The sequence below is a fragment of the Parasphingorhabdus sp. genome (assembly GCF_049667325.1).
In the GTDB taxonomy this organism is placed as follows: Bacteria; Pseudomonadota; Alphaproteobacteria; order Sphingomonadales; family Sphingomonadaceae; genus Parasphingorhabdus.
In genome coordinates this window covers 1-18,345 of the sequence record NZ_JBATHY010000165.1, presented here as the reverse complement: position 1 = coordinate 18,345, position 18,345 = coordinate 1, and the positions used below count along the sequence as shown (strand labels likewise).

The window sequence follows — 18,345 nt, the reverse complement described above, 5'->3', positions numbered from 1 at the left end:
TAACCCGACTGAGCTATCTGGCTCCCGATATTATTTCGGCGATCATAGATGGAACTCAGCCTATGAACCTCACCGGACGCAAGATCCTGCGTATCGGCAACATGCCACTCTGTTGGATGGCACAGCGTGCCATGCTTGGGTTCAACTAAACCCCAAAATCATCAAAATCTGAAAGTGCATCTCGTCCCAGCGTTTCGGGCCATCGAGATCATTGACCATTTTACCCCGGTATCGCCGGTGCCAAACGGTCTCTGGGGACCGAAGCAGCAAACCAACTACCAGTAACTCCCTGATATTTAGAGACTATTTTCGCCCGTAGGGGCGTGGCACAGAGACGGTGAAATGTGGGAAAAATGGTGGTGCTGCTAGAGAGAATTGAACTCTCGACCTCGTCATTACCAATGACGCGCTCTACCACTGAGCTACAGCAGCCGGACCATTTTGATGCGCTGGTGATAGCCGCCGCGTCGGGCGGTTTCCACCGAACCGAGGGGCTAAGACCAAATGGTTACCATCTTGTCAAGCGGAGTTGCGTTTTTCATAGGATAATGCAATCAGACGCTATGCCAAAACCCCAGCCAAAATCGGAAAAATTGCGCAAGGAAAGCGAGAAAGCCGCGCGCCTCGCCGAGCAGCTGCGCGCCAATTTGCGTCTCCGCAAGGCACAGGCAAAACAAATGACGCCCGGCGATTCCGACGCCAAGCCGTAATCCTAGACGTTCACTACCGCCCGTTCCGGCCTGATGATCTCGAAATCGCTGACCGCCTCGATGAATTTCGCGGCCACCGGCGCGACCTGATCGGTCGCCGGGTCAAACCAGACATAGGTAAGCTTGACCACATTGAGGAGCTCCTCTCCGCGAAGAATGTGCACCAGCAACGCATAGCTGGTCCGGCCGAAGCGGGTGATCCGCACAGCGATGTCGAGCATATCATCGGCCCTTGCCGATGCGCGATAATCCACGTCGGCGTGCCGCACCCAGTTGTCGCCACCAAAATGCTGCATGAAACCGCCGAGCATATCCACTTTGTCGCGCGGCCCGTTTTCCGCCATGAGCGCTCGCATATATTCGGTCATACCGACATCGGCAAAGGCCAGATAATGGGCGTTGAAGACAATGCCCTGCAAATCGCATTCGGCATAGCGCACCCGCAGCGGAGTGATCAGGCGAAAGCCGTCACGGGGATTTTTCTGTTCCGTCATGCGGCGGTTCTTTGCCGAGCATCGCTGGCCTGTCAACCGGCTTTGCCGTCAACCCGGTCAGAGCGGCGCGGTTTGCGCTTCCAGCCATTCCAGCGCATCGCCGTCCAGCTGCGGCGCAATCACGGCACGCACCTTGGCATGATAGTCATCGACCCATTGACGCTGGTTTTGCGAGAGCATGGCGACGTCGATCAGCTTGCGTTCGAGCGGCGCGAAGGTCAGCGTCTCGAAGCCGAGCATGGTCTGTTCGCCCCCTTCAATGACCCGCTCTTCGACAAGGAAAAGATTCTCGATCCGGATGCCATATTCGCCGGCCTTGTAATAGCCGGGTTCGTTGGACAGGATCATGCCGGGCTGCAGCGCCTCGTTCATGCCGCCGAAGCTGGCGATCCGCTGCGGCCCTTCGTGTACCGACAGATAGCTGCCGACGCCGTGGCCGGTGCCGTGGCCATAATCGACGCCATCGGCCCAGAGATACTGGCGCGCCAATATGTCGAGCTGTCCTCCGGTCGTGCCCTTGGTAAACACCGCCTGATCGAGAGCGATATGGCCCTGCAGGACCTGGGTATAGCGCTTGCGCATTTCCGCAGTCGGTTCGCCGACCGCGACCACCCGCGTCACATCGGTGGTGCCGTCGAGATATTGTCCGCCGCTATCCACTAGATAAAGCGAGTTCATCTCGACCGGCTGGTTGGTTTCCTCGTTCACGCTATAATGGGGCAGCGCGCCATGATCACCGGCGGCAGAAATCGTGCGGAAGGAGAGGTCCTTCAGTTCCGGATTTTCTTCGCGGAACTTGCGCAGCCGCGCCGCGGCCGACAATTCATCCAGCCCGCCCTTGGGCGCTTCGTTCGCCATCCAGTGCAGGAATTTGGTCAGCGCCGCGCCGTCGCGCTTCTGCGCCGACTTGTGACCGGCTATTTCGGTTTCATTCTTGATCGCCTTGGCGAGAATGGTCGGATCGCGATCCTTGACGATCGTGGCGCCGGCTTTGTCGAGCGCGGCAAAAATCGCGGCAACGGACCGCTCGGGATCGACCGCAACCGTTTTGCCAGCCATATCCGACAGGGCACTGGCCAGTTCATCATAGTCGCGGACCTCGACATGGTTGCCGAGATGTTCGCGCACCGCGTCGGTCAGTTTTTCTGATGCGACAAACAGGGTCGCCGTTTCATCGGCCCGTACAATCGCATAAGCCAGCGGTACCGGCGTGTTGGCGATATCCCTGCCGCGGACATTGAAGAACCAGGCCACGGAATCCAGCGCGGCTATGACGGTCGCGTCATAGCCTTTGTCGTTTAGCCATTTGGCCACATCGCCACGCTTGTCCCGCGCCGATTTGCCGGCATATTGATCGCCATGGACCGCCAGTTTTTCCGGAGACCGCTGCGGCTGATCTTCCCAGACCGCGTCGATCGGATTGTTTTTTACGGCAACCAGTTCCGCGCCGGACTTGGTCAGCGCCTTGCTTGCCGTTTCAGCCCATTCACGGGTGTGCAGCCAGCCGTCATAGCCGATTTTGGAGCCTTTCGACGCATTGGCGGCAAGCCATTCATGCGGCTTTTGATCCGCTACATTGACATATTCGTAGAGTTTTCCGTCGACCTGGTCACGGACCTGCACGACATAGCGTCCATCGATAAACATCGCCGCCTTGTCGCCCAGCACAATAGCCGAACCGGCCGAGCCGCCGAAACCGGTCAGCCAGCCCAGCCTTTGTGCATATTCGCCAACATATTCGCTCATATGCTCGTCACAGATCGGAACAACGAATCCTTCAAGCCCGTCTTTCGCCATTTGCTCGCGCACGGCTGCAAGCCTTGCTTCATAGGTGGACATCAACATCGGCTGCGAAACTCCTTGAATTAGCTATCTAGCAAACACATAGGTGTTTCGGACGATTTCCGCCACCCAATTCCCTGACGAGAGGCGATATGAAACCGATATTTTTACCGCTGGTGATCGCTGCTATTCTGGCCCCTGCCCCATAGTCAGCGCCCGCACTCGCTCAATCCGAAACAGAAGAGACCATGACAAAAAAAATGGAAAAACCTCCGGTCGCCGAGCAGCGGCCCCACAGTTACCAGCGCCACGGCTATAGCGTCAACGACCCCTATCACTGGCTGAAGGATCAGGGCTATCCTGTGGTCGATGACGAAGATGTCCTCGATTATCTGAAAGCGGAAAACCAGTGGTTCGAACAGAATATGGCGGGGCAGAAAGCCTTGACCAAATCGCTGTTCGCGGAAATGAAGGCGCGGATCAAAGAGGATGAAAGCTCGGTACCGCAAAAAGATGGCGACTGGATTTACTGGGCCAAGTTCGAAGAAGGCATGCAATATAAGCAGCATTATCGCAAGTCTGTATCCGGTGGTGCCGACCAGCTGATCCTCGACGAAAATGCACTGGCCAAGGACAAGGACTATTTCCGCCTCGGCGCGATGTCGGTTAGTCCGAATGGCAAATTAATGGCTTTTTCGGTCGATGATACCGGTGGCGAGCGGTTTGAGGCACGGGTCAAAAATCTCGAAACCGGTAAAATGCTGGCCGACGTCATTCCCGGCACCCTGTCCAGCCTGGTCTGGTCAGCGGATTCGAAGAACCTGCTTTATGGTTTGGCCAATGACAACTGGCGGACCGATAATGCGCGCATGCATGCGATCGGCAGCGACCCCAATGACGATATCGAATTGTACAAAGAAAATCAGGACGGTTTCACCGTCGGCATCGGCCTGACCCATTCGGAAAAATTCATCGTAATCGCCACCGGCGACAATGAAACCAGCGAAGTACGGCTGGTCCCGACTGACAATCCGACGGCAGAACAACTGCTCATATCGCCCCGCAAAAAGGGCCGCGAATATTCAGTCGAGGAGCATGACGACAAGCTCTATATCCTGACCAATGATGATCATGTGAACTTCCGGCTCGCCACCGCATCGCTGGACGAGCCGGGTAACTGGACGACGCTGATTGCCGGATCGGATGCATTTTACCTGACCGACATGACAGCATTCAAGGATTTTTATGTAACCGAGGGCCGTGAAAACGGCCTCGATCAGGTCGAAATCCGTTCCTATACCGATCCGGCGAAGGTCGAGCGCATCGCCTTTCCGGAAGCCAGCTACAATGCCGGTCTCGAAGACAATCCGGAATATGATGTCGGCAAGCTGCGGCTGGGCTATGAATCGATGGTCACGCCGGATACGGTCTATGATTACACATTGGCCGACAAAAAGCTCGAAACGCTGAAGGTTCAGGAAATTCCATCCGGCTATGACGCCAGCCAGTACACCACCGAACGTCTGACCATCAAAGCCCGCGACGGCGCAATGGTTCCAGTCTCCCTGGTCTACAAAAATGGCACCAAACTAGACGGTAGCGCTCCGCTTCACCTCTATTCCTATGGCGCTTATGGCTATGCCGTGCCGCCAAGTTTCTCGACTGCCCGATTGTCGCTCGTCGATCGCGGCTTTGTCTATGCGATTGCCCATATCCGCGGCGGCGATGATCTGGGGCGCAACTGGTATCTGCAAGGCAAGCTGATGCAGCGGACCAACACTTTCAACGATTTTGTCGATGTCGCCAAGGGATTGGCCGACAAAGGCTATACGGCCAAGGGCCGGATCACAGCTTCCGGCGGGTCGGCGGGCGGCGAGTTGATGGGCGCGATCGTCAACAGCGACCCCGATCTCTGGGGTACGATTGTCGCCCATGTGCCCTTTGTCGATGTGCTCAACACGATGCAGGACGAAAGCCTGCCGCTGACCCCCGGCGAATGGCCGGAATGGGGCAATCCCATCACCGACAAGACGGCCTTTGAATATATCCGCAGCTACTCCCCATATGATCAGGTGAGCGCGCAGGATTATCCGCCGATGCTGATTACCGGCGGGCTCAACGATCCCCGCGTGACCTATTGGGAGCCCGCCAAATGGGCGGCCAAGTTGCGCGCAACCAAGACAGACGAGAATATCCTGCTGCTCAAGACCAATATGGGAGCCGGCCATGGCGGCAAGTCGGGCCGATGGAATGCGCTGGAAGAAACCGCGGAGGAATTCGCCTTCATTCTCTGGCAAATGGGCGTGTCTGAGTGAGAAACGAAAGCGATCCTTCCCCTCAAATCGACGCGGAATCAGGTTTCTCTCTGGCGATCACCGCCCAACCCGAGGACATCGACGAGCTCGGCCACGTCAATAACGCAGTCTGGGTGCGCTGGATTCAGGATTTGGCGACGGCTCACTGGAATGCGGCTGCGCCTCAGGACGCGATTGATCGCTATATCTGGGTCGTGACCCGGCACGAGATCGACTATCGCGGAAATGTCGGGGTCGGCGCGGAAGTGACCGGCCGGACTTGGATTGCGGATCCGCCCAAGGGCGCACGGTTCTGGCGCAACAGCAGCTTTTCCGATGCCGGCGGCAAGATAGTCGTGGCGGCAAAGACCAACTGGGCGCTCATCGATCAGGCAAAGGGCCGCGCGGTTCGCGTGCCATCAGAACTCGCCGAGCTTTTCCTGAAAAATTAAGGAGCCGGTATTGGCGTGGACGGAGCCAGTGGTGAAGGTTGATCTACCCGTTCTCCTTCCGCGGTCCGCAACTGCTGCGGCTCCAGAATAGCCGCTGTTTCAATGACGTCCAGCGCCCGCCGCGCTTCATTATAGCGCCGCGCCTTTTCCATCCATATCGACGCGTCTTCGTCTTTCTCGAGTCCGGCCAGTTTCTCGATTTCCGCAATGGCAGCATCTACATTGCCGGTTTCGAGATAACGCTTCGCCCGCAACAACCGCTGTTCCGGTGCCGGGGAAGGCGTTCCCTGGCGACGGATTACGAACAGATCGGACAATTCCCGCTGGAATTCTTTCCAGAAGCCCACATCGCCCGAGCCGGACGTCAGCGCCGGCCCGATTTCATCCAGTCCTGCCTCCAGCGCTTCCAGTGTCACCGGTTGACGCGAGGCGTTGACAATCGTCGTGACCGCCTTGGGCTGCGCATCACCAAAGCGAAGACGCAATTGGGCCTCAATATAGCCGAGCGGCGATCCGCGATCCAGCGCGCGGCGCGCGGCAAATGCGATCAACAGCCCCTCCGCCCGGGCAGCATTGCCCGATGCGGCCTGAGCCTGAACATTGATTCGCGACAAACGGTCCTCCAGATCGGAAACGCGCGCCGCGAGCGCGCGCTCGAGTTCGGGTGTCAGCGCCGGACCGCTAGCTTCTGTCGATTGCGCTGGTGCCGGCAGAACGCTGCCATCCGCATCGATCCGGTTGGCCAGGGCGGTCGCCGGATCCGGAGCGGTTGCTGCCGCTTGATCTCCATTGGCAACCGCGGCTATTTCCGTATCCGTCTTGCTGTCGAAGGGATTGTAGCGGGACAAGATCCATCCGGTCAGGATAGCGCCGCCAATGAAGGCCACGACCATCAATATCAATACATTGCGCGTCAGGTTGCTTTTGCCAGCTGATGGCGAAACCCGTTCGTAATCCCGGCTCATTCCGGCTCCTTTTCTTCAATCCGGCCACAGGAAGAGCCGAAATCTGTCAAGTTGACTGGCATAGTGCGCTCGCCAAAGACAGTAAAGCGTCGTCGTCCGGATGGTCGGTGGTTTGAACGCTTTTCCATCCCGTTCCGGCCGCTTCGGCCACCTTTGTGGAAAAAGCCAGCACATGATGTCTGCCTTTGGGCAAACGCAATCGATCCATTTCCGCGACAAAATGTCTCGCAGCACGGGCCGAATGCAGCAGGACGACGGCATCCTCGTCAAGACAGTTTTTTGCGCGCTCGCCCAGCGGAATGGCGTTCGATCGGTAGACGGGCACGATTTCCAACTGCTGAACAACCGAACAAAGGTCGGTATGTTGATCACCCGCCAGCCACAATATGTTTCGATACAGGGTATCTTCCAGCTCTTGCAGCAAGTTGCGTGCGCAGGTTTTGCCGGTTCTTTCAACCCGAAAACCCGCATTCTCTGCCGCTGCGGCCGTCTTTTTGCCAACCGCCAGCACGGGCAAGGATCGATAGGCATCGAGTCTGGCCCCGCCAAACCGTATCGCGTTGGCGCTGGTCAGCAGCAGCGCATCGAAATCCCTAACCGCCGGACCGGACCAGGCGACTGACTCGACAGTGAACAGCGGATCCACAACCACCGGCAAACCCAGATCCTTCGCTCGTCGTTCGGTTCGCAACGCCCCGTCGAGCGGCCGAAGAATCAGCAACTTGGGGGTCATCTGCCAAAGACAGCCTTTAGCTCCGCACTCGCCTGTCCAAGCAATGTGTCTGCCAATATACCCGGCGCGGAAACATCCCCGGTGTTGAAACTGGATTCTCCATCGACGAACTCTGATCCGTCCGGCATCAAAATTTCAGCGCGCAAATGAACACTCGCTCCGTCTATCGTCGCCATTGCCGCAACCGGACTGTGGCAATTGGCGGTCAATCGCTCCAAAAACAGGCGTTCGGCGGTTACCGCACGGAATGTATTGATCGATGATATCGCGTGCATCAAGCGCCGGACATGACTGTCATCGGACCGCGCTTCGATACCGATAGCACCTTGCGCGGGAGCCGGCAGCATGATCGCATCAGAGATATCGCTTCCGACATCCTCCATATCCAGCCGGATCAGGCCGGCGGCGGCAAGCAGAGTAGCGTCATATTCACCGGTATTTATTTTATGCAGCCGGCTTTGCACGTTGCCGCGGATCAAGCGGATATCGAGATCTTTTCTTTGCCGCAAAAGCTGTGCTTTGCGACGGGGCGACGCGGTGCCCACAATGGCGCGTTGCGCCAGGGCCTCGATTGACTCCGCTCCGATCAGCCGATCGTGGAAATCCGCACGCTCCAGTATCGCCGCGAGAATGAACTCTCCGGGCCGGATAGTTTCGACATCCTTCATACTATGCACCGCGCAGTCGATTTCGCCATTGGCAAGCGCGCGATCCAGTTCTTTGGTCCACAACGCCTTGCCACCGATTTCAGCCAACGCGCGATCCTGGATCTTGTCGCCGCTGGCGATCATCGGCACCAGTTCTACCTGATCCGGTCGCCAGCCATGGATCGATAGAAGCGCATTCGCGGCCATAGTGGCTTGCGCCAACGCCAGCGGCGATTGGCGTGTTCCGATCCGCAGAGGCCGATCCAGTCCGGCCAGAATATCTTTTTCGGAGTCTTTGCTCATGATAGCGCTTGTCCTAATGGCTTGAGCGCTTAAGTAAAAGCGTCATGAGTCTGATCTTGGGAATTGAATCCAGCTGCGACGAAACGGCAGCCGCGCTAGTCACGTCTGATCGCGAGATATTGTCGCACAAATTGGCTGGCCAGGAAGCAGAACATGCCCCCTTTGGCGGAGTCGTTCCCGAAATCGCGGCCCGCGCCCATGCCGAGATTCTGACGCCGCTGATCGCAGCCGCCCTGGAAGAAGCCGGAAAATCGCTCGATGATGTCGATGCGATCGCCGCGACCGCAGGTCCTGGCCTGATTGGCGGGGTGATGGTCGGGCTGGTCACGGGCAAGGCACTCGCGATGGCAGCGGGCAAGCCACTGATTGCCGTCAATCATCTCGAAGGCCACGCGCTGTCCCCAAGACTGGTCAATCCGGATCTCGACTTTCCCTATCTACTGCTATTGGTGTCCGGCGGTCATTGCCAGATCCTGCGCGTTGAAGGCGTCGGTCAATACCGGCGACTGGCCACCACCATCGACGATGCAGCGGGCGAGGCCTTTGACAAGACCGCCAAAATATTGGGTCTCGGCTATCCCGGCGGACCAAAAGTCGAAGCCCTGGCGCGGGAAGGTGATCCGGGCGCGGTTCGCCTGCCCCGCCCGCTGATCCGGTCCCGCGAACCACATTTCTCCTTTGCCGGCCTGAAAAGTGCGGTGGTACGCGCCTATCAAAGCGGAGAACACAAGCCTGAAGATATTGCAGCCTCATTTCAGCAAGCGGTCGTCGATTGCTTGCGCGACCGGCTCGAAAAGGCGGTCCAGGACCATGGCAGCTGCGGACATCTTGTGGTGGCTGGCGGGGTCGCCGCCAACGGACCGATACGCACCATGCTCGAACGGGTCGCGGAAGATCATGATATGGCCTTTACCGCCCCACCCAACTGGCTTTGCACCGACAATGCCGCAATGATCGCCTGGGCAGGAGCCGAACGGCATGAGGCGGGTCTGACCGATTCACTGGATTTTGTTGCCCGGCCACGCTGGCCGCTTGATCCGACTGCTGAAAAAGCGCGCGGTGCGGGGGTGAAGGCATGACCGGGGCCAAGGCGAGAATCGGCGTCGTTGGCGCGGGTGCATGGGGCACGGCACTGGCGCAGGTTTTATCCGAGGGGCAAGAGGAACTCCTGTTGTGGGCTCGCGAATCCGAAGTCGTCGAACAGATCAACGAGCATCACGAGAATAAATCCTTCCTTCCCGGCTACCGGCTACGCGACAATATCCGTGCGACGCACGATGAGGGCGCGATCGCGGCCTGCGATGTGCTGCTGCTCGTAACACCAGCACAACATCTGCGCACCAGCCTCGAGGCACTCCCGGGTTCAGACGCTACCCTGATATTGTGCTGCAAGGGTATCGAGGCGCAGACCCAGATGCTGTTGAGCGAGGTCGCCAAGCAAGTGCGGCCGGACAACGCGCTCGCAATTTTGTCGGGACCGACCTTTGCCCATGAGGTCGCACAGGGTCTGCCGACCGCCTTGACGCTGGCGTGCGAAAGCGAAGCGTTATGGGATCGGCTGAACCCGTTAATCGCAAAAACAAGCTTTCGGCCTTATTATTCCGACGATGTGGCAGGCGCGGAAATTGGCGGCGCGGTAAAGAATGTGCTCGCGATAGGGTGCGGCGTGGTCGACGGGGCCGGTCTCGGTCAAAATGCGCGCGCGTCGTTGATCAGTCGCGGCTTTGCCGAAATGCTCCGCTATGGAGCGGCGCGCGGCGCTCGTTCAGACACCCTATCCGGATTGTGCGGGCTGGGTGACCTGGTGCTCACTTGCTCCTCAACCAGTTCGCGTAATTTCTCGCTCGGCAAGGGATTGGGAGAAGGTCAATCGGCCGCCACGCTTTTGTCGGACCGGACAACGGTCGCGGAAGGTGCCTCGACCGCACCCGTCCTTCAGCAGGATGCGAAGGCGCGCCAGGTCGATATGCCTATAGTCGACGCTGTTTGCGCCTTGCTGACCGGCGAGGCTGATGTTCAGTCTGTGGTCACGCAGCTCATGAAAAGGCCGCTGGTTTCTGAACGCAGATAGGCCCGCAAGGCATGATGATGACAAAATCCCGAAACTGCTATAGACAGCTTTCCCTGGAGCGGGCCAGCCGGAGAGCAATTTGAACAGTCCTGAAACATCAGGCACGGCTGGTGCAACACCGTTGGAAGCCGAACCTTCGGTTGAAAAGAGCAAAGATGATATTGCCGCGCTGGCCAAGGGCGGACGGACCAATATTTTTGGCTTTCTGCTGCGCCTCGCCGCGCGCCTGCCGTTTCTCTTCATCGCCGGCCGGATATATGGAGCAGAAGCACTCGGCCGCTTTGCTTATGCAATCCTTGTGGTCGAATTCGCAGCGCAGCTTGCCACCCTCGGTCTCAAACGAGGATTGGCAGCCCAGCTCAGCAAAACAAAACGGCCCCATGTCCATGTTGTCTGGGATGGTCTGCTGGTCAGTTTTCTGGCATCTGCAGTCGCGGCGGCGATGCTCATCGCTTTTCCGTTCATCATGTTTCCCAATAGCGAAATCAACGGTCTCGACCGGTTTTTGCCGCTCGTCATATTTACCGTCGTGGGAGCCGATATCGCCTTGGCGGCCCTCGCCTATCGCTTTGACATTGCATCAACGGTCCGCGCCCGGTCGATCGTGGAGCCCTGGGCGATCAGCATCGCCGCATTTCTCTTTTCTTATTACTCGCTCCGCGATGGCCTGATCCTCTCCTATGTCGTATCGATGATCGCCGCGTTGCTGGCATCGCTATGGCCCTTCTTCAAAAGTTACGGTCTGCCGCGTGGCTGGCGACCGAAACCGATGAAAATTGCAAGAATGGCCCGGCATAATATGCCGCTCGCCGCGGCCGACGCCGCCGAATGGGGATCACGCCGGCTGGACTTGGCCATTCTCGGCCTGTTTGCGTCTCCGGCGATTGTCGGGATCTATTATATCGCGCAGCAAGTGGCGAGCCTCCCGCAGAAGCTCAAAACCAGCTTCGATCCCATTCTCGGCCCTGTCATTACCCGCAATCTGGAGGCAGGAAATTTGAAAGCCATCGCCAGCCAGGTCAGCCAGGTCGGTTTCTGGATCATCGCTGCACAGGTCGGTATTGCCCTGGCGCTGGCAATCCCCGGGGAAGCCGTGATGGGCTTGGTTGGTCCGAATTTCGTTGGCGGGACCGGCGCCCTTGCCTTCCTGCTGGCCGCCGAAGCTGTGGCAGCGACGGCCGTGGTCAGCGAATCAGCGCTGGTCTACATCGCACGCCACCGCAACCTGCTGATCTCGTTGTCCATGCTGCTGCTACAGGCGGCATTGAGCGTCGCCTTCATCCAGATCTGCGTGTTTCTCGACTTGGGACCAATGTTTCAGGCCGCAGCCGTCGCGGCGGCCCTGATGGTGGCGCTCGCTTATGCTTCGTTGGTTAAGGCAATCTTTCTGTCCAAGCTGCTCGATGCGCCGGTCAACGGTTGGCGCTGGACCTTGCTGATTGCGGTCGGTGTGGCAAGCGCCGTCGGCTATCTCGCCACATATCTGCCCGAATGGGCGGAACTGATTGTCGGCATTCCGTTGATCCTCGGCAGCTACGCCTGGGTCATCTGGAAATGGGGCTTTGGTCCGGAGGACCGGAAATTGTTCAAGATGAAAGGCTGATCAGCCGAACCGGGCTTTGACCAGTTCACCTAAATCCGCTTCCGGACGGGCGCCAAAATGGGAGATCACTTCGGCTGCCGCAATAGCGCCGATGGTCAGACATTCTTCCATCGGGCGCTGTTCGACATAACCACTGAGGAAACCGGCAGCGAAAAGGTCACCGGCGCCGGTCGTGTCGACAATGTGACCCACGGGTTCAGCCGCAACCGCGTATGTCTTGCCATCCCGGACTGCAATCGCCCCTTTTTCGCTTCGCGTAACAACCAGCGTTTCGACCTTGGCAGCCGTTTCCGCCACCGCAGCGTCAAAATCTCCGGTTTCGGCGAGCATCATGATTTCCGTTTCATTGGCAAACAGGATATCAATCTTGCCGTCATCGATCAGACCGACAAATTCTGCCCGGTGCCGTTCCACACAAAATGTGTCGGACAGGGTGAAGGCAACCATCCGGTCGTTTTCCTTCGCGATCTCGATCCCGAGCGCCATCGCAGCCTTGGGTTCAGCAGCATCCCACAAATAGCCTTCGAGATAGAGAATCGCGCCACTGGCGATCAGGTCGGCATCGACGGCAGCCGGGGGCAAAAATTGCGATGCGCCGAGAAAAGTGTTCATTGTCCGCTGCGCGTCGGGCGTGACGAAAATCAGGCAACGCGCGGTCGGCGGCTCCTTGCCCAGCGGCGGTACGTCGAAATCAATTCCCGTGGCGCGAATATCATGGGCAAAGACCTCACCCAGTTGATCGTCAGCGACTTGCGCGATCAGCGCGCATTGGCGCCCCAATGTGGACGCGCCGGCCAGCGTGTTGGCGCCTGAACCACCGCTGATTTCCCGTGCAGGGCCCATATCGCGGTACAACTCCTGCGCACGCGTGGCATCGATCAGGGCCATGCTGCCCTTGACCAATTGCTCCTCATCGAGAAAATCGTCGCTGGCCTGGGAGATTACATCGACAATCGCATTGCCGATGGCAACGATATCATAACGGGCTTCGGTGGTCATAAAAATCCTTCTGGAGCAGATTGGCTTCTTCGGGGGTGCGTTAGGGGTTTGGTCCTTTACCATCAAGTAGAATTGACGCTGGACGGGCAATCATGACATGAAGCGCTCATGATTCAAGCGTTCACCCGCTCACTCGCCCAGCTCGGCGACCGGACCATATTAGCGATTCTGCTAAAGGTCATATTGCTGAGCCTCCTGTTGTTCGCCATTTTCGGGGTGGCGGCATATTTCGGATTGGTCTGGCTCTTTGCCTGGCTGGGCTGGACCGGCGGTGGCTTTGCCGCCGCAGCGGCTGCGGCGATCATCGCCATATTGACCGGGCTCTTATTGTTCCGGATTGTCGCCATTTTTGTGCTCAACATCTTCTCAGACGATATTGTCGATGCCGTAGAACGGCGATATTATCCGGATCGTGCGGAAACCGCGAAACCGCCGGGCTATGCGCTGGGCATTAAAATGGGGTTCGCATCCGTCGGGCGCGCGCTGGGTTATAATATTCTCGCCGCGCCGCTCTATGCCGTGCTGCTGGTGACCGGCATCGGCGCTCCGATCGCCTTTTTTGCGGTCAATGCAATATTGCTGGGACGCGATCTTCAGGACATGGTTGCCGCTCGCCATATCACCGATTTTCAAAATCCCGACGCATCGTGGGCGCTGCCCAAGCTTGAGCGTTTCTTGCTCGGATTGATCGCGGCGCTGCTGCTGGCGATTCCCTTTGTCAATTTTCTTGCGCCGCTATTGGGAGCCGCTATGGCTACCCATCTGGTTCATCGGAAGAAGGAAATATGATCCGCATGAAAGCCAAATTTCTTATATTGCTTAGCCTGCCCGCACTCGCTGCCTGCGCTTCGACGACGGCAACCAAAAATACAAGCCTGCCGGCTGCGCCGGCGTCCCCACTCAAATCGGTGGCGGGACTGGATATTGTCATGGGCAAGACTGCCGGGCAGTTGACCCGCCTGTTCGGCAACCCCCAGCTGGATATATCCGAACCACCGGCCAGGAAACTCCAATTCGCCAGTGGTGCGTGCATATTGGATGCCTATCTCTATCCACCCGAGAACGGAGGAGACAGCAGAGTTACCCATATCGACGCACGGCGTAGTGACGGCGCGGAAGTCGACCGGGTCAGCTGCGTCAATGCCCTAAGGTTGCGCTGACGCCAATTCTTCAAGCGCCCAGCCGGCCGCCTCGCGGACCGCATCATCGCCATCCTCCAAAAGTGCCTGAACCGGCGCGATCAATGCGGCATCTCCGCTATTGCCCGCCGCAATAAGAGCATTACGCACCATCCGGTCGCGACCGCTACGCTTGATCGGCGATCCCGAAAAAACCTGACGAAAGCTCGCATCGTCGAGCGCCAGAATATCCGCCAAGGCCGGGGCAACCAGTTCGGCGCGTGGCAGAAATGCCTTGTTCGCCGCGCCCGCCTGGGCGAATTTGTTCCAGGGACAGACCGCCAGACAATCATCGCAGCCGTAGATATGGTTGCCCATCGCCTTGCGATATTTGTGCGGGATGGGCCCTTTGTGCTCGATCGTCAGATAGGAAATGCAGGCCCGGGCATCAAGCTGATAGGGTGCGGGAAAGGCTCCTGTCGGACAAATGTCCTGACAGGCCGAACAGCTGCCGCACCGGTCCTTGCCCGGCGTTGATGGCTGCAGGTCCAGGGTTGTGTAAATCGCGCCAAGGAACAGCCAGCTGCCGTGATCGCGACTGACGATATTGGTATGCTTGCCCTGCCAGCCGAGGCCCGCGGCTTCTGCCAGCGGTTTTTCCATCACCGGCGCGGTGTCGACAAATACCTTCACCTCGCAGTCCGCCTGCTCGATCAGCCAGCGGGCGGTCCGCTTGAGCGCGCCTTTCACGACATCATGATAATCCTTGCCCTGCGCATAGACCGATATCCGGCCGTGATCGGACACGTCTGCCAGCGCAAACGGATCGCTGCCTGGCGCATAGCTCATGCCCAGCATGATGACCGAACGGACGTCCGGCCACAAATGGGTCGGGTCGGACCGTTCGTCGGCCCGGCTCTCCATCCAGATCATGTCGCCATGGCAGCCGTCCGCGAGCCATTGCTTCAGGCGCTGTTGCGTTTTCGGTGCCAATTGACCCGGAGCGATGCCGACCGCCGCGAATCCCTCCTCCTGCGCCTTTTTTTCAAGCGCTTTGTCCAATCTTAACTTGTCATCCGGCATAGGCTTTCCCTATCAAACACTACCGCCAGATATGAAAGCCGTAAATGCACGCGCCCCATTCCGAATTTGCCATCGAGGCCCGCAATATTGTCAAGAGATTTGATGGCGAAGCCGCCGTCGACGGAATCGACCTGACGATCAGGAAAGGCAGTATATTCGGGATATTGGGTCCGAACGGAGCGGGCAAAACCACGACGTTGCGGATACTGCTTGGCATCATCGACCCCGATGAAGGCGAGCGTTTCCTGCTCGGCTCCCCGGAACCGATTTCGATGGCGCATCAGGTCGGCTACCTCCCCGAAGAGCGCGGCCTCTATCAATCGATGAAAGCGTTCGACGCGATTGCCTTCATGGGCGCGCTGCGCGGGTTGCCGCTGGCGGAAGGCCGCAAGCGCGGGCGCGCGATGATGGAAGATCATGGCCTTGGCGGTGCAGCCGACAAACAGATTCGCCAGCTATCCAAGGGCATGGCTCAAACCGTGCAATTGCTCGGCACGCTTGTCCATGATCCCGATCTGATCATTCTGGACGAGCCGTTTTCCGGTCTTGACGCACTCAACCAGGGAAAGCTGGAGCGGTTGATCCGGGCCCAGGCCGACAAGGGTGTCACGATCATTTTCTCGACTCACGTGATCGCTCACGCCGAGCGCCTGTGCGAAGAAATCGCGATCATCGCCGACGGAAAAATCCCGTTCAAAGGCAAGGTTTCAACCGCGCGGGACCGGCTGCGTCCGCAAGTGCATCTCGAAACCCGCAATCTCGACGGTCCCTGGCGCACGGCCATCCCCGCAGACTGCCAGCCGCTGGGGCATAACTGGCATTTCACGTTGCCGGAAAGCGGCGTCGAGCCCTTGCTCCATGCGCTGGTAGAAGGCGGGGCCGGCATCGAATCCCTGTCAATCGAACGACCCGGCCTGCACGACGCCTTTGTCCAGATCGCTGGTGAAGCGGCAGCCCGGAAAATGGATGCCGATGCCGCGGCCAACAATCTGGGGGAAACCGCATGATCGAAATCATCCGCGCAGCCTTTGTCATTGCCCGCCGTGATTTCACCGCGATCATATTTTCCAAGTCCTTCTTTTTCTTTTTGCTGGGGCCCCTGTTTCCCTTGGGAATTGGCGTCGCCGCCGGTGGGCTGGGATCGCAGGTATCCCGGGATATAGACAATCCTGTGATTGGCGTCGCCATAAGCGCTGAAGAAGCCGATTTATTGCTCGCGACCCGATTGAGACTCGCCCGGAGTCTCGGTTCGAAAACCCTGCCGGAGTTGGTGATTCTGCAGGATTTTTCCGGGCAAGAGGCTGACATTGTCACGAAACTGAACAGCGAGAAGGCACTGACCGCGATAGTTTCCGGGACACTGGCTACCCCTGTGCTGACGGGTTCGGAAAGAGACGTCAAACGATGGCAGGGAAAGATTGCCTTGCTGGCGGAGACGTCTCTTTCGCAGCACACTGCGGTTGACCTTGAAACAAGATTTGTTGGTCAGACCGGCAGCTCCAGCGAACGGAATCAATTGCTGACGGCACAGGCGGGTCAAGCGATCCTGATATTGCTGACGATGATATTGGCAGGCATGGTTCTTTCCAATTTGGTCGAGGAAAAGACAAACAAGATCATCGAAATTCTGGCGGCCGCCATCCCCATGGATGCGATATTCCTCGGTAAATTGTTCGCGATGCTCGGCATGGCCCTGGTCGGAATTGCAGTGTGGAGCAGCATCGGATTTTCGGTGGCGCTTCTGGTTGGCGGGAACTGGAATGCATTGCCCTCGCCTGCAGTCGGATGGCCGATATTCTCATTGTTGATGGTTCTCTACTTTTCGATGGCCTATCTGCTGTTGGGTTCACTGTTCCTCGGAATCGGGGCGATGGCAACCACCGTGCGCGAAGTGCAAACTTTGTCCATGCCGGTAACCATGGGACAATTGCTGGTCTTCTTTCTCGCATATTCTGCGATCACCAAATTGGGCGAACCGATGGAATGGTTCGCGGTCCTCTTCCCGTTCAGTTCTCCTTTCGCGATGATCGCGCGCGCGGCCCAGATGGACAATATCTGGCAGCACGGACTGGCGCTGGTCTGGCAGGGTGTCTTCACGATGATCATCATCCGCTTTTCGGTGATGCTGTTCCGCCGCAACGTAATGAAGTCTGGACAGGCCGCCCGTAAAAAAAGCCTGCTCTCGAGAGTGACCGGTAAATAGTCTTGGAATTCAGGACATTTGCCGAAAAGACATTGACATTGCTGTCAATAGAGGCAGATTGAACGGGTTTTGAAACGCAACCGATTGCCGAAACCGGCAACGGCAGGAGAGAACTATGGCATCCGTTCCCCAAATCGACCTCAATAATCTGACCACATCCCCCACTGCCGATGAGGCCCTGGAAGGATGGTACAAGCGCAATCCTCCGGTTGCGGACAGCGATGCCAATCCCTGGGATGTCAGCCGGGCAGAATTGTACAGCAAGGATCTATGGCGCAAGCCATTCGCCGAAATGCGGGCAACGGCACCGATCAACAAGGTCGAGGGGGGCGTCCACGGAGATTATTGGAACATAACCACCTACAAACCCATCCAGCATGTCGAGGCGCTTCCGGACATCTATTCGTCCGATGTTTCCCATGGCGGCATCACCATTGCCGATCCCGAATTTGATCAGGATTTTCAGCTGCCGATGTTTATCGCGATGGACCGGCCCAAACACACCGGCCAGCGCCGCACCGTCGCTCCGGCTTTCACGCCGACAGAGATGAAGCGTATGGAAGCCGAAATCCGCCAGCGCACGGAGGAGGTGCTCGACAGCCTGCCGTGGGATGAAAAATTCGACTGGGTCGACAAGGTATCGATCGAACTCACCACCGGCATGCTCGCCATATTGTTCGGGTTTCCATGGGAAGACCGCAGGCTGCTTACCTATTGGTCAGACTGGGCTGGCGATGTAGAATTGTCGATTGCGGAAGATCTCACCGATCAGCGCCGCCAGATTCTCTATGAAATGGGCGCCTATTTCACCAAATTGTGGAATGAACGGGTGGATGCGGAACCGACACCGGACCTTATCTCGATGATGATCCATTCGGAGCATATGCG

Annotated in this window: 17 protein-coding genes, 1 tRNA gene and 1 pseudogene; 11 read left to right on the top strand and 8 right to left on the bottom strand. The window is 58.0% G+C overall.

Annotation, left to right across the window (positions count from 1 at the left end; translation table 11 throughout):
• Window positions 1-357 precede the first annotated feature (357 nt).
• Window positions 358-432, bottom strand: a tRNA-Thr gene (locus WBM93_RS07550).
• A 131-nt stretch (window positions 433-563) separates the two neighbouring features.
• Here WBM93_RS07550 and WBM93_RS07545 point away from each other — a divergent pair.
• The gene (locus tag WBM93_RS07545; RefSeq protein WP_424430335.1) at window positions 564-710 is read left to right on the top strand and encodes a hypothetical protein; all 147 of its coding nucleotides are present in this window, start codon (window positions 564-566) and stop codon (window positions 708-710) included.
• 2 nt (window positions 711-712) lie between these two features.
• On the opposite strand, the gene WBM93_RS07540 is transcribed toward WBM93_RS07545, so the two are convergent.
• Complete coding sequence (locus tag WBM93_RS07540) at window positions 713-1,204, bottom strand: acyl-CoA thioesterase (RefSeq protein WP_424430332.1); 492 nt, start codon at window positions 1,202-1,204, stop codon at window positions 713-715.
• A 57-nt stretch (window positions 1,205-1,261) separates the two neighbouring features.
• The gene (locus tag WBM93_RS07535) at window positions 1,262-3,043 is read right to left on the bottom strand and encodes an aminopeptidase P family protein (RefSeq protein WP_424430339.1); all 1,782 of its coding nucleotides are present in this window, start codon (window positions 3,041-3,043) and stop codon (window positions 1,262-1,264) included.
• Window positions 3,044-3,234: 191 nt separating this feature from the next.
• Here WBM93_RS07535 and WBM93_RS07530 point away from each other — a divergent pair, with 191 nt between their 5' ends.
• Window positions 3,235-5,301, top strand: a complete 2,067-nt coding sequence (locus WBM93_RS07530) for a S9 family peptidase (RefSeq protein ID WP_424430329.1) — start codon at window positions 3,235-3,237, stop codon at window positions 5,299-5,301.
• On the top strand, window positions 5,298-5,732 hold the full coding sequence (locus WBM93_RS07525) for an acyl-CoA thioesterase (protein WP_424430326.1): 435 nt from the start codon (window positions 5,298-5,300) through the stop codon (window positions 5,730-5,732). Before WBM93_RS07530 ends, WBM93_RS07525 begins: the two co-directional genes overlap by 4 nt.
• Here the strand turns inward: WBM93_RS07525 and WBM93_RS07520 are convergent.
• The 3 genes from WBM93_RS07520 to hemC are packed head-to-tail and all read right to left on the bottom strand — an operon-like array spanning window position 5,729 to window position 8,380.
• Window positions 5,729-6,697, bottom strand: a complete 969-nt coding sequence (locus tag WBM93_RS07520; protein ID WP_424430323.1) for a mitofilin family membrane protein — start codon at window positions 6,695-6,697, stop codon at window positions 5,729-5,731. The genes WBM93_RS07525 and WBM93_RS07520 overlap by 4 nt on opposite strands.
• A gap of 46 nt (window positions 6,698-6,743) precedes the next feature.
• Window positions 6,744-7,430 carry a uroporphyrinogen-III synthase gene (locus tag WBM93_RS07515; protein WP_424430320.1) on the bottom strand — a complete coding sequence of 229 codons (687 nt, stop codon included), beginning with the start codon at window positions 7,428-7,430 and terminating at the stop codon, window positions 6,744-6,746.
• Complete coding sequence (gene hemC, locus WBM93_RS07510; protein ID WP_424430317.1) at window positions 7,427-8,380, bottom strand: hydroxymethylbilane synthase; 954 nt, start codon at window positions 8,378-8,380, stop codon at window positions 7,427-7,429. Before hemC ends, WBM93_RS07515 begins: the two co-directional genes overlap by 4 nt.
• Before the next feature lie 44 nt (window positions 8,381-8,424).
• Between hemC and tsaD the strand changes: the two genes are divergently transcribed.
• The 3 genes from tsaD (at window position 8,425) to WBM93_RS07495 (ending at window position 12,054) form a co-directional block, all read left to right on the top strand.
• Window positions 8,425-9,459, top strand: coding sequence for a tRNA (adenosine(37)-N6)-threonylcarbamoyltransferase complex transferase subunit TsaD (gene tsaD / locus WBM93_RS07505; RefSeq protein ID WP_424430314.1), 1,035 nt, complete (start codon window positions 8,425-8,427; stop codon window positions 9,457-9,459).
• Window positions 9,456-10,451: an NAD(P)H-dependent glycerol-3-phosphate dehydrogenase gene (locus WBM93_RS07500; RefSeq protein ID WP_424430311.1), complete on the top strand. Its 996-nt coding sequence runs from the start codon at window positions 9,456-9,458 to the stop codon at window positions 10,449-10,451. The genes tsaD and WBM93_RS07500 overlap by 4 nt, the downstream gene beginning before the upstream one ends.
• A 121-nt stretch (window positions 10,452-10,572) precedes the next feature.
• Window positions 10,573-12,054: a lipopolysaccharide biosynthesis protein gene (locus tag WBM93_RS07495; protein WP_424430337.1), complete on the top strand. Its 1,482-nt coding sequence runs from the start codon at window positions 10,573-10,575 to the stop codon at window positions 12,052-12,054.
• On the opposite strand, the gene WBM93_RS07490 is transcribed toward WBM93_RS07495, so the two are convergent.
• Window positions 12,055-13,053, bottom strand: coding sequence for an adenosine kinase (locus WBM93_RS07490; protein WP_424430308.1), 999 nt, complete (start codon window positions 13,051-13,053; stop codon window positions 12,055-12,057). It lies immediately after the preceding gene.
• 108 nt (window positions 13,054-13,161) lie between these two features.
• Here WBM93_RS07490 and WBM93_RS07485 point away from each other — a divergent pair, with 108 nt between their 5' ends.
• Window positions 13,162-13,842 carry an EI24 domain-containing protein gene (locus WBM93_RS07485; RefSeq protein ID WP_424430306.1) on the top strand — a complete coding sequence of 227 codons (681 nt, stop codon included), beginning with the start codon at window positions 13,162-13,164 and terminating at the stop codon, window positions 13,840-13,842.
• Between the two features lie 5 nt (window positions 13,843-13,847).
• On the top strand, window positions 13,848-14,213 hold the full coding sequence (locus WBM93_RS07480; RefSeq protein WP_424430303.1) for a hypothetical protein: 366 nt from the start codon (window positions 13,848-13,850) through the stop codon (window positions 14,211-14,213).
• Here the strand turns inward: WBM93_RS07480 and queG are convergent.
• Window positions 14,199-15,254 (bottom strand): tRNA epoxyqueuosine(34) reductase QueG, encoded by a 1,056-nt coding sequence (gene queG / locus WBM93_RS07475; protein ID WP_424430300.1) that lies wholly within the window; start codon window positions 15,252-15,254, stop codon window positions 14,199-14,201. The two genes, WBM93_RS07480 and queG, sit on opposite strands and share 15 nt — an antisense overlap.
• A gap of 44 nt (window positions 15,255-15,298) precedes the next feature.
• Here queG and WBM93_RS07470 point away from each other — a divergent pair, with 44 nt between their 5' ends.
• The 3 genes and pseudogenes from WBM93_RS07470 to WBM93_RS07460 form a co-directional block, all read left to right on the top strand.
• Window positions 15,299-16,261, top strand: a complete 963-nt coding sequence (locus tag WBM93_RS07470; RefSeq protein ID WP_424430298.1) for an ABC transporter ATP-binding protein — start codon at window positions 15,299-15,301, stop codon at window positions 16,259-16,261.
• Window positions 16,258-17,457 carry an ABC transporter permease gene (locus WBM93_RS07465; protein WP_424430295.1) on the top strand — a complete coding sequence of 400 codons (1,200 nt, stop codon included), beginning with the start codon at window positions 16,258-16,260 and terminating at the stop codon, window positions 17,455-17,457. Before WBM93_RS07470 ends, WBM93_RS07465 begins: the two co-directional genes overlap by 4 nt.
• 115 nt (window positions 17,458-17,572) lie before the next feature.
• Window positions 17,573-18,345, top strand: a pseudogene (locus WBM93_RS07460) (cytochrome P450); the annotation flags it as partial.

Coding starts and splice junctions, on each gene's coding strand:
- WBM93_RS07485 (WP_424430306.1), top strand. CDS start 13,162: ATGATTCAAGCGTTCACCCGCTCACTCGCCCAGCTCGGCGACCGGACC.
- hemC (WP_424430317.1), bottom strand. CDS start 8,380: ATGAGCAAAGACTCCGAAAAAGATATTCTGGCCGGACTGGATCGGCCT.
- WBM93_RS07545 (WP_424430335.1), top strand. CDS start 564: ATGCCAAAACCCCAGCCAAAATCGGAAAAATTGCGCAAGGAAAGCGAG.
- WBM93_RS07535 (WP_424430339.1), bottom strand. CDS start 3,043: ATGTCCACCTATGAAGCAAGGCTTGCAGCCGTGCGCGAGCAAATGGCG.
- tsaD (WP_424430314.1), top strand. CDS start 8,425: ATGAGTCTGATCTTGGGAATTGAATCCAGCTGCGACGAAACGGCAGCC.
- WBM93_RS07480 (WP_424430303.1), top strand. CDS start 13,848: ATGAAAGCCAAATTTCTTATATTGCTTAGCCTGCCCGCACTCGCTGCC.
- WBM93_RS07470 (WP_424430298.1), top strand. CDS start 15,299: ATGCACGCGCCCCATTCCGAATTTGCCATCGAGGCCCGCAATATTGTC.
- WBM93_RS07520 (WP_424430323.1), bottom strand. CDS start 6,697: ATGAGCCGGGATTACGAACGGGTTTCGCCATCAGCTGGCAAAAGCAAC.
- WBM93_RS07515 (WP_424430320.1), bottom strand. CDS start 7,430: ATGACCCCCAAGTTGCTGATTCTTCGGCCGCTCGACGGGGCGTTGCGA.
- queG (WP_424430300.1), bottom strand. CDS start 15,254: ATGCCGGATGACAAGTTAAGATTGGACAAAGCGCTTGAAAAAAAGGCG.
- WBM93_RS07465 (WP_424430295.1), top strand. CDS start 16,258: ATGATCGAAATCATCCGCGCAGCCTTTGTCATTGCCCGCCGTGATTTC.
- WBM93_RS07540 (WP_424430332.1), bottom strand. CDS start 1,204: ATGACGGAACAGAAAAATCCCCGTGACGGCTTTCGCCTGATCACTCCG.
- WBM93_RS07500 (WP_424430311.1), top strand. CDS start 9,456: ATGACCGGGGCCAAGGCGAGAATCGGCGTCGTTGGCGCGGGTGCATGG.
- WBM93_RS07490 (WP_424430308.1), bottom strand. CDS start 13,053: ATGACCACCGAAGCCCGTTATGATATCGTTGCCATCGGCAATGCGATT.
- WBM93_RS07530 (WP_424430329.1), top strand. CDS start 3,235: ATGACAAAAAAAATGGAAAAACCTCCGGTCGCCGAGCAGCGGCCCCAC.